Source organism: Rugamonas apoptosis, from assembly GCF_014042355.1.
Classification (GTDB): Bacteria; Pseudomonadota; Gammaproteobacteria; order Burkholderiales; family Burkholderiaceae_D; genus Rugamonas; species Rugamonas apoptosis.
Genome location: NZ_JACEZU010000006.1, coordinates 195209 through 210497 on the forward strand (window position 1 = coordinate 195209; position 15289 = coordinate 210497).

Genomic DNA, 15289 nt, shown 5'->3' on the forward strand with positions numbered 1-15289 from the left:
TCAAAGAGCGTCGAAATATTGTTGCAGGATGATGGCGGCGGCGCGGTCGTCGATCACTTCGCCCCGTTTGGCGCTGATCACGGCCGACGAATAACGTTCATCAACCAGTTCCACGGGCAAGTTGAAGCGCCCGTGCAGCTGATTGGCGAAACGGCGGCAGCGGGCCGTCATCTCGTGTTCCGTACCGTCCGGATGGCTGGGCAAGCCCACCACCAGCCGCGCCGGCGTCCATTCCGCGATCAGCGCACCGATGGCGTTGAAGCGGGCCGTGTTGTCCAGCGCGCTGATCACTTTTAAAGGCTGGGCCTGGCAAATCATGGTGTTACCCATGGCCACGCCGATCCGTTTGATGCCGAAATCGAAAGCGAGCACGGTGACCGCGTTCACAGTTCCCGCCCCGCCCAGGCGACGGTGGCACGGTGGCCGTCACGCATGGCCGGCCTCGGAGGTGAGCATGAGCGGATCGATGCCGAGCAGGCGCATGGCCGCCACGTAGCGTTCCTCGATCGGCAGGTCGAACAGGATGTGGGTGTCGGCGCCCACGGTCAGCCAGCCGTTGCGGCTGATTTCCTCTTCCAGCTGGCCGGGGCTCCAGCCCGCGTAGCCGATCGACACCAGCATGCGCTGCGGGCCGGTGCCGGCCGCCACTGCTTCCAGTACGTCGATCGAGGTGGTGAACGCCACTTCCTCCGTCACCGTCAGCGACGACGAGTAGCGCGCGCCCGGCGTGTGCAGCACGAAGCCGCGGTCGTCCTGCACCGGGCCGCCGAACATGATCGGTTCATCGATGTGGGCGCCAGGGCTGTCTTCCAGCTTCAGGTCGATGCGGTCGAACAGCACCTGCATCGTCATGTCGGTGGGCTTGTTGATGACCACGCCCAGCACGCCGTTCTCGTTGTGCTCGCACACGTAGACCACGGTACCACCGAAGATGGGGTCTTCCATGGCCGGCATGGCAATAAGGAAATGATTCGCCAGGTTCAGCGCGGCGCTGGCGCCGGCCTGGGCCAGCGGATCGGTCGATTCTTGTATCATGCCAGGCAAAGCCAGAGTCTTGCCAATTTTGCTTTTCTTCATACGCGGTGCTCTCTCTGCTGGGCTGCTTGCTGATCATTCAACGCGGTGTTTTGCTGTCATTTTTGCAGTGAATCTTGCTGTACTATTCGCACGGATAGCGGATTTGCCTGCTTAGAAGTTGACTTCCAAGTGTCAGATAGCGATAGTTTACACTGAATTGCCGCCGCAGCCATCCCTGGCTACTTTCCCCGTGCAGTATCTTGATGGTGGACACAAAACAGCAGCCGCCACATTGCCTTCCCGACATGCCTATGCCACCACCGTCCGCCCTGGTCTGGTTCCGCCGCGATCTGCGCAGCTTCGACCACGCCGCCCTGTCCCGCGCGCTGCAGGCGCATGAGCGCGTCTATTGTGTTTTTGTCTACGATAGCACCATCCTCGACGTCCTGCCCCGCAGCGACCGCCGGGTCGATTTCATCCATGCCAGCGTGGCGGAACTGGCGGCCGAGCTGGAACGGCTGGGCGGCCACCTGATCGCCCTGCATGGCGACCCGGCCGTGGCGATTCCGCAACTGGCGGCGCAACTGAACGCCACCGACGTCTATTGCAACCACGATTATGAGCCGCAAGCCATCGCCCGCGACGCCACCGTGGCCGCCACGCTGGCCGGCGCCGGGCGCAGCCTGCACAGCGGCAAGGACCAGGTCATCTTCGAACGCGATGAAGTGCTGTCCCAGGCGCGCACCCCGTTTTCCGTCTACACGCCGTACAAGAACGCCTGGCTCAAACGGCTGCGGGAGGAGCCGGGCGCGCTGGCGCCCTACCCGGTCGATGGGCTGGCGGCGCGGCTGGCGCCCGGCAGCTCCCGTCTGCCGACGCTGGAACATTTGGGTTTCACACCCAGCAACCTGGCCGCCCTGGCCATCCCCACCGGCATGAGCGGCGCGGCGCGGCTGTTCGAGGACTTCCTGCCACGGCTGGCTAACTACGGCGCGGCACGCGATTTCCCGGCCATCAAAGGGCCGTCGTATTTATCGCTGCACCTGCGCTTTGGCACGCTGTCGATCCGCCATCTGGTGCGTACCGTATGGGAGTTGATGGCGCGCGGCGCCGGCGGCGAGGGCGCCGCCGTGTGGCTGGCGGAGCTGATCTGGCGCGAGTTCTACGCCATGATCCTGGTTCACCATCCACATGTGACGACGCGGTCCTTCAAGCCGGCCTACGACGCCATCGTCTGGGAGACAGGACCGCAGGCCGACGCCGCGTTCGACGCCTGGTGCGCCGGCCGCACCGGCTATCCGCTGGTGGACGCGGCCATGGCGCAGCTGAACCAGACCGGCTACATGCACAACCGGCTGCGCATGGTGACGGCCTGCTTCCTGATCAAGGACCTGGGGATAGACTGGCGCCGCGGCGAAGCCTGGTTCGCGCTGCACTTGAACGACTTCGACCTGGCATCCAACAACGGCGGCTGGCAGTGGGCTTCCTCGTCCGGCTGCGATGCCCAGCCTTACTTCCGCATTTTCAATCCCGTCACGCAATCGGAGAAGTTCGACCCGGCCGGGCGCTTCATCCGGCGCTACCTGCCGCAACTGGACGCGCTCGACGAGAAGGAAATCCATGCGCCGTGGCTGCTGCCGCCCCTGCTGCTGGCGCAAAAAGGCATCACGCTGGGACGCGACTACCCGGCGCCACTGGTGCGGCACGACGCGGCGCGCGAGCGTACGCTGGCGCGCTACGCCGTGGTCAAGACGCCGGCCGGACGCTGACCGCCAGCGGCGGCCGGTCCGGCCATCAGGATTGCAGCAGGCCGGCGATGGCGTCCAGCAGTACCGGTTCCTGGAACGGCTTGCCGAAGTAAGCGTTCACGCCTAATTGCAAGGCATAGTTGCGGTGCTTGTCGGCGCTGCGCGAGGTGATCATGATGATGGGGATGGCGTGCGTGCGCTCGTCGCCGCGCACGTTGCGGGTCAGGTCGAAGCCATCCATGCGCGGCATCTCGATATCGACCAGCATCAGGTCCGGCACCTGGCCCTGCAACTGCTCCAGCGCATCCACGCCATCTTTGGCCAGCATCACAAGGTAGCCTTCGCGCTCCAGCAGGCGCTGGGTCACGCGCCGCACCGTCATCGAATCGTCCACCACCATGATGACTTTTTCCCGCGCCATCGGCACGCCCACAACCGGCGCCGCCTGGCGCGCGCGCGCCGCCGGCTGGTGCGCCAGGTGCTGCGCCATGGCCACCGGGTTGAGGATCAGGACGATCTCGCCCGAACCCAGCACCGTGGCGCCGGCGATACCGGGCATGCGCGACAGTTGCGGCCCGATGTTCTTGATCACCACCTCGCGGTTGCCCAGCACTTCATCGACCTGCACGGCCAGCCGCTCGTTGCCGTTCTTGAGCAGCATCACGGGGCTGGAACGGGGCACGGGCGGACGGGCCGCCACTTCGCCCAGTAACTCGGGCAGGTAATGCAGCGCGGCCTGCTGGCCCAGCATCGTGACATGGCCATGGCGGTAGGCTTCGGCCAGCGGCGCTTCCTTCATCTGCAGCACCTGTTCGACCAGGATGGACGGCATGGCGTAGGTCCGCCCGCCCGCGCCCAGCAGCACCACCTGGGTCACGGCCAATGTCAACGGCAGGCGGATGGTGAAGCGGGCGCCCTTGCCCCGCTCACTGACGGTATCCACCCGGCCGCCCAACGCCTGGGCTTCGGAACGCACGATGTCCATGCCCACGCCGCGCCCGGCCAGTTCGGTCAGCGCATCGGCCGTGGAGAAGCCCGGCTCGAAGATCAGTTCCATGGCCTGGGCGTCGCTTACGTCCTCGTCCTCGCCCAGCAGGCCATTGCCGCGGGCCTTGGCGCGGATGCGCTCCAGGTCCAGCCCGGCGCCGTCGTCGGAGAAGGCGATCACCACTTCATTGCCTTCCTGCGTCACCTGCACCAGCAGTTCACCCGTCTCGTTCTTGCCGGCGGCCGTGCGCGCGGCGCGCGGTTCGACGCCGTGCGCGATGGCGTTGCGCAGCAAGTGTTCGAATGGCGCGGCCATGCGTTCCAGCACGCTGCGGTCGATTTCCACCGTGCCGCCACGAATGTCGAGGTTGACCCGCTTGTCCACTTCCTTGGCGCTCTGGCGCGCCACCCGGAACAGGCGCTCGGAAATGCTGGCGAAGGGCACCATGCGCACCCGCATCAGGTCGCGCTGCAGGTCGCGCGTCTGGCGTGCCTGCTGGCTCAAATCGTCGCTGGCGTTGTCCACGCTGCGGGTCAGGCTGTCGTGGAACGAGGCCACGTCGTTGACGCTTTCGGCCATCATGCGCGTCAGTTCCTGCAGGCGCGTGAAGCGGTCGAATTCCAGCGGATCGAATTCGCGCTCGCTGGAGATTGACATGCGCGAGGCGATCTGGGATTCGGCCTGCATCTCCACCTCGCGCAACTGGCGCCGCAGGCGGGTGAGGTTTTCCGAAAATTCAAACAGCGAGGAGCGCAGCGTGCCGACCTCGTTTTCCAGCTTGGAGCGCGAGATCGACACTTCGCCAGCCTGGTTGACCAGCCGGTCCAGGATGTCGGCCCGTACCCGCACCAGCGGTGACTTGGCGGCCTGCGTTTCCTCGTCGACGCCGGTGGGCGCAGCGGGCAATGCGGGCGCCAGCGGCGCGGCCGGCGTGGCCGAGGCGCCCTCCAGTGCGCTGCCTGGCTGCGCCGCCGACGCGGCCACCGTTTCAGTCACGGCTGAAGTCTGCCCTGGCGCCGCCGGGGCAACGGCAGCCGCCACGGCGGCCGCTTCCTGCCACGCGGCTGGATTTTGCAACTGCTCGAACAGCAGCAGCGCATGGTCGTAATGGGCCAGCAATTCCTCGAACGCATGGGGCGATGCCGAACCGGCGTGCACCATGTTTTCGATGTGGGTTTCGATTTCGTGCGCGTGCTGGCCCAGGCGCATGGCGCCGGCCATACGTGCGCTGCCCTTGACCGTGTGCAGCACACGCAGCAGATTCTTGGCGTGGCTGGTGTCGGCCGGCGCATGCTGCCAGGCGCGCAGCGACTGGCCCACCTGCGGCAGCAGATCGGCGCCCTCCTCCAGGAACACGGGCAGCAAGTCGGGGTCCAGCTCGTCGTGGAACACGGCCGGCGCGGCGGCCAGCAATTGCGGTTCGGCCGGCGCCAACGCGATGACTTCCGCTTCCGCTTCCGGTTCCGGTTCCGGTTCCGCTTCCGGTTCCAGCGCGGGTTCCACTGCCGTCACTGCCGACGCCGATTGCGCTTCCTGTTGCGCGTCCTGTTCCGCTTCCTGTTCCGCTACCGTTTCCGCTTCCTGCGCCGGCGCATCCGGCGGTGCGGCCGACAGCAATGCCACTTGCGACTCGGCTTGCGCCGCCATCGCCATCTCGGCCGCTTCCGCTTCGGCCGCCACACCGGCCAGCGCTTCCGACGCCAGCGCGATGTCGTCCTCGCGCGGCGACACTGGCGCGGCGACCTGTTCGGATAGGGCCTCGCCCACTTGGGGTGGCGCCATTTGTGTCAGTGGCGGCTCGGCGAACGTGTCGTCGAAGGCGGCGTTGAACATGTCGTCGATATCGTCGGCCTGCGCCTCGTACTTCTTGCGCTTGGGCGCGGGCGGTTCGTCCGCTTCGGGAATGGTGCCGCTCAAGCCATCGTAGGCGTCGCGGAACAGTTGGTCCAGCGGCGGTTCATGCGCTTCCTGATCGGCTGCCCGCTCCGGCGACTGGCCGCCACCACCGGCCCTGGCCGGGGCCGTGACGGCGATATTGTCCAGCGTCTCGGCCAGCAGCGTATCAAGACGGGCCTCGATGGCGTCGCTGGCGGCCGGCGGCGTGGTGGCCAGCACTTCACGCAAATCATGCAGCGCCGTGATCAGCTCCGGCTGCGCAACGGGCATGTCGCCTTGCGCGAAACTTTGCAACATCTGGCGGATACGTTCGATCGTAAAGTCCAGCAGGTCGTGCTGCACCTGGTCCAGGTGCGCGGCCGGCGGCTGCAGCGACTGCAGCGTCATTTCCAGCGCGTGCGCCAGTTCGCGCAACACGCTGAAGCCGACCGTGCCGGAGGTGCCCGTCAAGGTGTGGGCGGCGTGCAGCGCGTCCGGCGACACGGGACGGCGTGGCTCGTGGCGCCATTCGCCAAAGTCGCGCGCCAGCAGGCGCACCAGTTCGTCCGTCTCGGCCAGGTAGATGTTGTACAGCGGCAGAGGAATATCGAGCCCGCCGATGTGCTTGATGTTGTCGTCCGGCGCCACCTGCGGCGCGGCGACGGTGGGGAATTCGATCACGTTGCCGGACACGGAAGGCCGGCGTGGCGCGCTGGCGGCCTCGCTGGCCCGCTTCGCTTCGGCCTCCGCCGCAGCGGCCGTCGCCGCAGTCGCCGCATGCGCTTCCGTCTCGGCCACGGCGGCTGCCTGGATGGCCGCTTCGGCCGCCGCGTCAGCCGCTTGCGCCGCCGCCGCTTCCGCCGCTTGCTCCATGTGCGCCTGCTCGACGTGCGCATCCGACACCAGGGCGGCAGCCGCCTGCTCCCGCGCCGCCGTGTCGTCAGCCAGTTCCGCCGCTTCGATTTCCTCCGCGAAGCCGGCCGCTTCCGCCACGGCCGCGAATTCCAGCGCTTCCATCGAATCGTCCGCACGCGCGGCGCCGTGCACTTCATGCATTGCCGGCGCAGTAGCTTGCGGCTCCGGCTCGCCACCCTCGCGCAGGCGATCAGCGGCGGCGATCAGCGCTTCCCCGCCACCGGACGGCATGGCGCCACCGGCCAGTTGTTCGACCCACGCGCCCAGTTCGCGCGCGGCCCGCTCCAGCAGTTCGAACAGGGGCGCACTGGCCGGCCGCAGTTCGGCCAGCCACACGTTCATCACCTTCTCGATGCTGTGCGCGGCGTCGGCGAAGCGGTTCAGGCCCACCATGCGGCCACTGCCCTTGAGCGTGTGGAAGCTGCGCCGCAGCATGGTCAGGTTGTCCAGCGTGCCGGCTTCGGTGCGCGGCAGCGCCAGCGTGGTGCCGACGAACTGCAGCACTTCCTGCGCTTCGGCGATGAAGATCTCCAGCAGTTCCGCCTCCACGGCGGCCTCGCTCGAAGGCGGCGGCGCTTCGGCCACCGGCAACGGCGGCGGCGCCGGCGGCGGCATCTCCTCATCGAGCACGGGGATCGACTCGGCCGCCGCCATCTTGCGGAACGGGACGGCGCGGAACGTGCCATGCTCGGCGTCGAAGGTGAAGCGTTCGCGCGCACCGGCCGGGTTCTGGGCCAGCATGTCGACGAAGAAGCCGAGCGCGCCCACGTTCTGGGCGATATCGTCCAGCGCCTTGGGTTCCTGGGCCGGATCGCCCGTGCCATCGGCCAGCGCGGCGATCGCGTGCTGCACCTGGCCGGCCGCTTCCATCGCGTCATCCTGGTCGAGGATGGACAGCGCGCCGTGCAGCTGGTGCATCACGCCCACCAGTTCCTTCAGGTGCGGGCGTTTGGACGCATCGACGTAGTAATCGTCGAGCACCTTTTCCACCTGGCGCAGGCCGGTCTTCATTTCCATCGCCAGCGCCACCACCGTGTCGTCCTGCTGCATCTGGCGCGCCAGGCCGCCCTGCCACTGGGCCGGCGCGGGCGGCACGTGACCCGATACCAGCGCCTGCAGGCGCGCGGCGATGGTGTCGGCGTGGGCCGCGAAATCGCCCGTCAGGTGACGGATCTGCTGCAAGCCGTGTTCGGCGAACAGCAGCGCGGTGGTGATCTCCAGCGCCAGTTCCTCGCTGCGGCCCACCGTGACAGCCTTGGCGGCCACTTCGGCCAGCTGGCGCAGCAGCATGCCCAGCGCGGGCAGGTTCAGGGCCGGGCACTCATCGGCCACCTGCTGCAGCGCGCGGCCGAAGGCGGCGTCCAGCGTGGGATCGAGTTCGGCGCTGGCCAGCCGGTCCCAGCACCCCTTGGCTTGCGTCATGGCGGCCTTGGCCCGCTCCAGCGCGGCCGCGTCGACCTGGCCGTAACGAGGCGTTTCGTAATCGGCCGGCACCAGGCCGTCGAGCATGAAGATGCGGCGCAGGCGCTGCGCCAGCGGCGGCGCGCCGGCCGCGTCCTGGGCGGCGATGAAGAACAGCGCGTCGCGCAACATGGCTTCCGGCTGCGCCGACTCACCCTGGCTCAGGCGGCGGATCTGCTGGTTGATCAGGCCGAACAACTGCTTGACGGGCACGCCGCCGGGCTGCTGGCCATCGGCCACCAGTTCCGCGAAGCTTTGCATGGCCAGCCAGAAGGCGCGGGCCCGCGCATCGTGCTGGGCGTCGGCCACCAGCGCCACCGTGTCGCGCAGGGTGGCCGCGTGCTCGCGCTGGGCCGCCGGGTCGGCGCTTTTCATGTAGGCCAGCAGCGCTTTTTCGTAGCGCTGGCGCCAGGCCGGGTAATCGGCCGGTGGCACCGTGGCCGCCAGCGGCATGGCCGGCTGGTGCGACAAATCAGGGAAGAACAGGTCGGCCGGGTGCACCCGCTCGGCGCCCACCATGCGCAGCAGGTCGCGGTAGTACGGATACAGCCGCAGCGGCTGCGACGGCGCCCCTTCCAATAACTCCTCCAGGTATTCCACCAGCGCCTGGTACAGCCGCGCCACCGCTTCCACATGGTCGGGACTGCACTTGAGGGCGCCGTCCTTGAAGCGCTCCAATACCACCTCGGCCAGGGCCGTCAAACGTGCCACGCCGTCGATGTCGACCATCTGCAGCGCGCCGTGCGCCTGGTGCAGGTGGGACTTGGCGTGCTGCAGCTGGATCGCCTGGTCTTCCGCCGCCCGCCCCCCCGCCTCGAACAGGGCGGTCCGGGAACGCGCCAGCGCCTCGCGGATTTCCACCATGACCCAGGACAGGGGACCGGTATCGAGTTGCGCCATCGCTGGATGCGGAAAATCAGTCATGCTCATATTGCCAAGGCCTTTCTAGGGAGCGCGCCAGCGTTAATGCGCGATGCGGAAGCGCGACACCGAATTTTTCAGTTCCTGCGCCAGGACCGACAGCTTGTGAATCGATTGCGCCGTCTGCTGGGTGCCATCCTGGGTCTGTTCCGTCACCGTCAGGATGTGCTGGATGTTCTGCGCCACGCCGGAGGCGGACGTGGCCTGCTGGCCGGTGGCCAGGGAAATCTCGGAAATCAGTTCGGCCAGCCGGTTCGACACTTGCGAAATGTCGTTCAGCGCGGCGCCGGCCGCGTCGGACAGGCGCGCCCCTTCCACCACGCCCTGGGTCGATTTTTCCATCGCCGCCACGGCGTCGTGGGTGTCGGTCTGGATGGTGCGCACCAGCGCGCCGATCTGCTTGGCCGCTTCGGCCGAGCGTTCCGCCAGCCGCTGCACCTCCTCGGCCACCACCGAGAAGCCGCGCCCGGCCTCGCCGGCCGACGCGGCCTGAATCGCCGCGTTCAGCGCCAGCACGTTGGTCTGTTCCGTGATGTCCGAGATCAGCTCCGTGATCTCGCCGATCTCCTGCGACGATTCGCCCAGCCGCTTGATGCGCTTGGAGGTTTCCTGGATCTGCTCGCGGATCTCGTGCATGCCCTTGATGGCGTTTTCCACCGCCGTCGAACCCTGGCGCGCTGCCGCCACCGACTGGCGCGCCACGTCGGCCGACTCGCTGGCCGAACGGGACACGTCGGTGATCTCGTGCGCCATCTTGACGACGGTGGCGCTGGCGTCCTGGATCTCGCGCGACTGCTGCTGCGAGGCCAGCAGCAGGTCGCTGGAAATGGTCTGGGCGTGGGTGGAGGCGCGCGTGACCTGTTCGGCGGTGGTGGTGACGCGGCCCACCAGCCCGCGCAGCTCCTCCACCGTATAGTTGACGGAGTCCGCGATGGCGCCCGTGATGTCCTCCGACACGGTGGCCTGCACCGTCAAGTCGCCGTCCGCCACTTCCTGCAGCTCGTTCATCAGGCGCAAAATGGCGGCCTGGTTCTGGTCGTTCATGGCCTTGGCTTCCTCTTCCTTGCGCTGGGCCTGCTGGCGCATGGCTTCCGCTTCCTGGCGCCGGCGGTCGGCGCCGCGGGTGCGGTTGTAGGAATCCTGCAGCAGCACGCGGCCGATGGCGGCCGCCGCCACCAGCGTCAGCAGGCCGCCGGCCACCATCAGCCAGAACGTCAGGTCGAGCGCTTCCTGGTCGCCACGGTAAGCCTGCTGCAACGCGATCAGGCGCTGGCGCAGCCCTTCGTTGTCGTTGAAGATCAGCTGTTCGGCGCTTTTGGCGGCCGTGAACTTGTCGAGCCGGTCCAGGATGGCGCTGACCAGCTTCTGGAATTCACTGAACTGGGTTTGCAGGGCCGTCAGCTGGTCGCGCAATTCCGGCTCGCGCGCGGCCGCCAGACCCAGCGCGGCGCTGCCGTTCAGGAAGCCGTCCAGCGTGGCGCGGAACACGGTGCTGTCGCGCCCCAGCTGGAACGCCGTTTCCGAGCTGATGCCGCCGGCCGTCATGAATTCGCTCGCGCCACGGCTCATGCGCTGGCTCAGCATGGTCAGCTTGCCGATGGCGGCCAGCTCTTTCGCGCTGCCGCCGTGCTGCACCTTGAAGTTGGAGATATCCTCGGCCTTGGCCAGCAGTTGCGGCGCCATGGCGTTGATGTTGCGCAGGGTCTGGTCCACGCCGCTCAAATCGGCCTTCATCTGCAGGATGGTGCCGGCCGCCTTGTCCGACGCGGCCCACTGCTTGCGCGCCGCCGCCACCAGCGGCGCCATGCTGGCGCTGGTGGCGCCGATGTCGCGCCCCTGGTAGCTGCCGCCATCCTGCATCAGCGCGAAGTCGCGGTTCAGTTCATTGCGGCTCTGGTCGAGCTGGCGGAACGCTTCGGCGCTGCCCTGCACGGCGTTGGGCGCGGCCTTGCCGATGCGCTGCGAGTGCATCAGCGCGTCGCTGGCGACCTGGATGCGGGTCGAGCGGCTGGCGCTGTTGATGGTGTTGAGAGCCACGAACAGCACGCTGGCGGCCAGGCTGACGGCCAGCGTGGTGGTCAGGATACTGAGCTGGCGTTGCGGCGGCAAGTGGCCGATCAGGGGCAGCCTGAAGGCGCGGCCGCTGTCGGCCGCCGCCGGGGCCGGGCCGGTGCTGGCGCCCGTGCCACGGCGGCGCAGCGCATCGCGCAGGCGCAGCGGCGCGCCCGCATCCGCTTCCGGCGCGCTCGCGGCCGAGGCGGTCCCGCTGGCGCCGAGGAACTGCGAATCGCCGGCGTCGGCGAATTCCGAGTTGGGCGCCAGTTCCTTGCCTGCGGCGGCCTTGTTGCGCGCGAAGATACCCATGTTGAATCCCATACCGCCGTCTCCCGATTGCCGAAGTGTGCTGCCTGTGATGTGTGTGCCGCCGCCGCGCCGGCTTGCCGTGCCGCTGTCCTTCCTGCAGTCCGTCCTACAGCCCCACTTGCAGGAAGCGCGGATCGCGCACCAGCAGGGCCAGGTCGACGCGGGTCCAGCGCTGGCCCTCGCCGTCCTGGAACTGCTGGCCGCACCATGGCGGCGCGCCGTCCGGCGGCGCGGCCGGCGTCATGTCATCCAGCTTGCGCAGTCCCAGCACCCGCTCCACCAGCAGCGCGCAGTTAAAGCCCAGCGCCGGCGCGAAGGTGACCATGCGGCTGTCGCCACCGGCCGCCACCGCACCCTGGCCCCGGAAACTGGCCAGGTCGATGATGCCCGTCAGGGCGCCACGGATACTGGCCAGGCCCAGGTACCAGGGCTGGGCCAGCGGCACCGGGGTGACTGGCTGCAGCGGCGCGATCTCGCTGACCTGGGTCAGGTCCAGCAGACAAGGCTGGCCGCCCAGCAGCACGCCCAGCTCGCGCCCGCCGGCGGCCACGCCGCTCTTGGCCGCCTGCATCCGCTCCAGCAGCTGCACCTGGTATTGGCGCAGCCGGCTGCGCCGCTCGGCGCCGCCTTGCTGGCTTTCCTGTTCCTGGCCGGGGCGCGCCATGTCAGCCCAGCGCCGCGATCTTGGCCAGCAGTTCGGCCGCGTCCACCGGCTTGACCAGGTAATCCTTGGCGCCCTGGCGCAAGCCCCAGATGCGGTCCGTCTCCTGGTTCTTGCTGGAGCAGATAATCACCGGCACGTCCTGCAATTCCGGGTCGCGCGCGATCGAGCGCGTGACCTGGAAGCCGTTCGCGCCCGGCATCACCACGTCCATCAGGATCAGTTGCGGCTTGTCGGCCTTGATCCGGGCCAGCGCCTCCTCGCCGTTGTCGGCGGTGGTGACGGAAAAGCCGTGCTTGACGAGGATGTCGGTCAGGTAGTAACGCTCGGTGGGCGAGTCGTCGACGATCAGTATGCGTTGTATGGCCATGCTTCCCCCTGCTGCTTGCTAGGTGTTCGATGGGACAGGCGCCGCGCCGCCGGTATGCTCGCGCACGGCCGTCAGCAGGCTGTCCTTGGTAAATGGTTTGGTCAGATAGGCGGCCGAGCCCACCATGGCGCCGCGCGCGCGGTCGAACAGGCCGTCCTTGGACGACAGCATCAGCACCGGCGTGGTATGGAATTTGGCGCTCTTCTTGATCAGCGCGCAGGTCTGGTAGCCGTCCAGGCGCGGCATCAGGATGTCGCAGAAGATCAGGGCCGGATGGTGGTCGTTGATCTTGGCCAGCGCGTCGAAACCATCCTCGGCCAGCACCACCTGGTAGCCGGCCTGGGTCAGGAAGATCTCGGCGGAGCGGCGTATCGTGCTGCTGTCGTCGATCACCATGATTTTCAAAGCGGTAGCTTGCGGCGTCGTCATAGTCGGTTCGCTGAAAAGTTGCTACACGATAACACAGAGCGGAAGCCGGTGGTACACCGCCTCGCGCAGCGCGGCGGCGGCGCCGGCCAATTAGAGTACAACGCCTACAACGCCACCATCTCGAAATCGTCCTTGCGGGCGCCGCATTCGGGGCAAGTCCAGTTCATCGGCACGTCGGCCCAGCGGGTGCCGGGCGCAATGCCTTCGTCCGGCAAGCCGGCCGCTTCATCATAAACCCAACCGCAAATGAGGCACATCCAAGTCTGGAACTCCTGCGTTGTTTCATTGCTACTCACGTTCTGTCACCCTTCAATCTAGTAAAATGCTGAATCAGGTATCTTAATCCACCCGTCGTGCAAAACCAAACTTCTCCCCTGATATTAAGCTTCGGCGCCTGCGATCCGGTTGGCGCCATGGGCGTCCAGGCCGACCTGGCCACTTTTTCCGCGCTCTCCTGCAGCGGCCTGCCCGTCACCACCGCGTTGCTGATCGGCGACAGCGCCCGCATCGAGGATGTGCAGGAAGTGGACCCCGACTGGGTCTGCGACCAGGCCCGCGTGCTGCTGGAAGACATGACCATGGCCGCCTTCAAGGTGGGCGCGCTGACCAATGTCGAACAGGTGGCGGCCATCGCCGAGATCCTGTCGGACTATCCGGACGCGCCGCTGATCCTCGATCCATTCAGTTCCCGCCTGCCGGCCCAGGGCGACGAGGCCCAGGACGAGCTGCTGACCGTGCTGCGCCAGCTGCTGGTGCCGCAAGCGTCGCTGCTGATGCTGTCGCAGGTGGAACTGGGCCGGCTGGCCGAAACCTGGCGCGAAGGCGAGGAAGGCACGCTGGCCGCCGACATCGACTACCTGCTGGCCCTGGGCTGCGAATACGTGCTGGTGACAGGCACCGCCGCCACCGAAGGCCAGGCCGACGGCCACTACGCCAACACCCTGTACGGCGCCGACGGACGCGTCAGCCACGACAACTGGCAGCACCTGGCCGGCCCCTTCATCGGCGCCGGCAGCACGCTGTCGGCCGCCATCGCGGCCCACATGGCGTGCGGCGCCGACGCCGCGCAAGCCGTGCACGAGGCGCAGCGCTACACCCATGCCGCCCTCACCCACGCCCAGCGCTACGGCATGGGCAAGCTGGTACCGAACCGATTTTTTGGCCTGAGCGCGGCCCCTTGCGCGCCCGGCTCCAACCTCACCCTGGACTGATAAAGCCATCATGACCATCTCGAACAACGACAAGCTGTTTGCCCGCGCCCAGAAAACCACGCCCGGCGGCGTCAACTCGCCGGTGCGCGCCTTCCGCTCGGTGGGCGGCACGCCGCGCTTCATCACGCGCGCCGAAGGCCCCTACTTCTGGGACGCCGACGACAAGCGCTACATCGACTACATCGGCTCCTGGGGTCCGGCCATCGTTGGCCACGCCCATCCGGAAGTGGTGCAGGCGGTGCAGCAGGCGGCCGCGCGCGGCCTGTCGTTCGGCGCGCCGACCGAGGCGGAAATCGACATGGCCGAGGAAATCTGCAAGCTGGTGCCGTCGATCGAACAGGTGCGGCTGGTATCGTCCGGCACGGAAGCGACCATGAGCGCACTGCGCCTGGCGCGCGGCGCCACGGGCCGCGACAAGATCGTCAAGTTCGAAGGCTGCTACCACGGCCACGCCGACTCGCTGCTGGTGAAAGCGGGCAGCGGCCTGCTCACCTTCGGCAACCCCACCTCGGCCGGCGTGCCGGAAGACTTCGTCAAGCACACCCTGGTGCTGGACTATAACAACGTGGAGCAGCTGGAAAACGCGTTCGCGGAAATGGGCGACCAGATCGCGTGCGTGATCGTGGAACCGGTGGCCGGCAACATGAACCTGATCCAGGCCAGCCCCGCCTTCCTGCAAGCGATGCGCGCCCTGTGCACCAAGCACGGCGCGGTGCTGATCTTCGACGAAGTGATGTGCGGCTTCCGCGTGGCACTGGGCGGCGCCCAGCACGTGTACGGCATCAAGCCGGACCTGACGGCGCTGGGCAAGGTGATCGGCGGCGGCCTGCCGGTGGCGGCCTTCGGCGGCAGCGCGGCCCTGATGAGCAAGATGGCGCCGCTGGGCGCCGTGTACCAGGCCGGCACGCTGTCGGGTAACCCGGTGGCCGTGGCGGCCGGCATGACCACGCTCAAGCTGATCCAGCAACCGGGCTTCTATGAGCAACTGAGCGCGGCCGCCAAGCGCCTGGCCGATGGCCTGACGGCGGCGGCCAGGGAAGCCGGCGTGACCTTCTGCGCCGACGCCATCGGTGGCATGTTCGGCCTGTACTTCAGCGCCACCCCGCCGCGCAACTACGCCGAAATGATGGCCGGCGACCGCGAACGCTTCAACGTGTTCTTCCACGCCATGCTGGACGAAGGCGTGTACTTCGCACCGGCCGCGTTCGAAGCGGGCTTCGTATCGGCCCAGCACAGCGATGCCGTGATCGACGAAACCATCGCCGCCGCGCGCCGCGTATTCGCCAAGCTGGCCGCCTGAGTCCAGCCAGCGCAATGAAGAACGGGGCC

Annotated in this window: 11 protein-coding genes; 3 read left to right on the forward strand and 8 right to left on the reverse strand. The window is 67.7% G+C overall.

Translation table 11 applies throughout. The features are described 5' to 3' along the window. Positions 1-387: a Holliday junction resolvase RuvX gene (gene ruvX, locus H3H39_RS13730; RefSeq protein WP_182153946.1), complete on the reverse strand. Its 387-nt coding sequence runs from the start codon at positions 385-387 to the stop codon at positions 1-3. A gap of 39 nt (positions 388-426) precedes the next feature. Then, positions 427-1035 carry a YqgE/AlgH family protein gene (locus H3H39_RS13735; protein WP_229218029.1) on the reverse strand — a complete coding sequence of 203 codons (609 nt, stop codon included), beginning with the start codon at positions 1033-1035 and terminating at the stop codon, positions 427-429. 293 nt (positions 1036-1328) lie between these two features. Between H3H39_RS13735 and H3H39_RS13740 the strand changes: the two genes are divergently transcribed. Beyond that, positions 1329-2786: a cryptochrome/photolyase family protein gene (locus H3H39_RS13740; RefSeq protein ID WP_182153948.1), complete on the forward strand. Its 1458-nt coding sequence runs from the start codon at positions 1329-1331 to the stop codon at positions 2784-2786. Positions 2787-2811: 25 nt separating this feature from the next. Here H3H39_RS13740 and H3H39_RS13745 read toward each other — a convergent pair whose 3' ends face one another. From H3H39_RS13745 to H3H39_RS13770, 6 genes are all read right to left on the reverse strand, one after another. Beyond that, positions 2812-8928, reverse strand: coding sequence for a hybrid sensor histidine kinase/response regulator (locus H3H39_RS13745; protein ID WP_375540424.1), 6117 nt, complete (start codon positions 8926-8928; stop codon positions 2812-2814). A 39-nt stretch (positions 8929-8967) separates the two neighbouring features. Continuing rightward, on the reverse strand, positions 8968-11301 hold the full coding sequence (locus tag H3H39_RS13750; RefSeq protein WP_182153950.1) for a methyl-accepting chemotaxis protein: 2334 nt from the start codon (positions 11299-11301) through the stop codon (positions 8968-8970). A 94-nt stretch (positions 11302-11395) separates the two neighbouring features. Next, complete coding sequence (locus H3H39_RS13755) at positions 11396-11953, reverse strand: chemotaxis protein CheW (protein WP_182153951.1); 558 nt, start codon at positions 11951-11953, stop codon at positions 11396-11398. Position 11954: 1 nt separating this feature from the next. Further along, a complete protein-coding gene (locus H3H39_RS13760) occupies positions 11955-12320 on the reverse strand; it encodes a response regulator (RefSeq protein ID WP_182153952.1) in 366 nt (121 codons plus the stop codon). Between the two features lie 18 nt (positions 12321-12338). After that, positions 12339-12749, reverse strand: a complete 411-nt coding sequence (locus H3H39_RS13765) for a response regulator (protein WP_182153953.1) — start codon at positions 12747-12749, stop codon at positions 12339-12341. Positions 12750-12853: 104 nt separating this feature from the next. Continuing rightward, entirely contained in the window at positions 12854-13006 is a 153-nt protein-coding gene (locus H3H39_RS13770) for a rubredoxin (protein WP_128143240.1), read from the reverse strand. Between the two features lie 96 nt (positions 13007-13102). On the opposite strand from H3H39_RS13770, the gene thiD reads away from it, so the two are divergent. After that, complete coding sequence (gene thiD / locus H3H39_RS13775) at positions 13103-13960, forward strand: bifunctional hydroxymethylpyrimidine kinase/phosphomethylpyrimidine kinase (protein ID WP_182153954.1); 858 nt, start codon at positions 13103-13105, stop codon at positions 13958-13960. Positions 13961-13970: 10 nt separating this feature from the next. Beyond that, positions 13971-15260 carry a glutamate-1-semialdehyde 2,1-aminomutase gene (hemL, locus tag H3H39_RS13780; protein ID WP_182153955.1) on the forward strand — a complete coding sequence of 430 codons (1290 nt, stop codon included), beginning with the start codon at positions 13971-13973 and terminating at the stop codon, positions 15258-15260. The last annotated feature ends 29 nt before the right edge of the window (positions 15261-15289 follow it).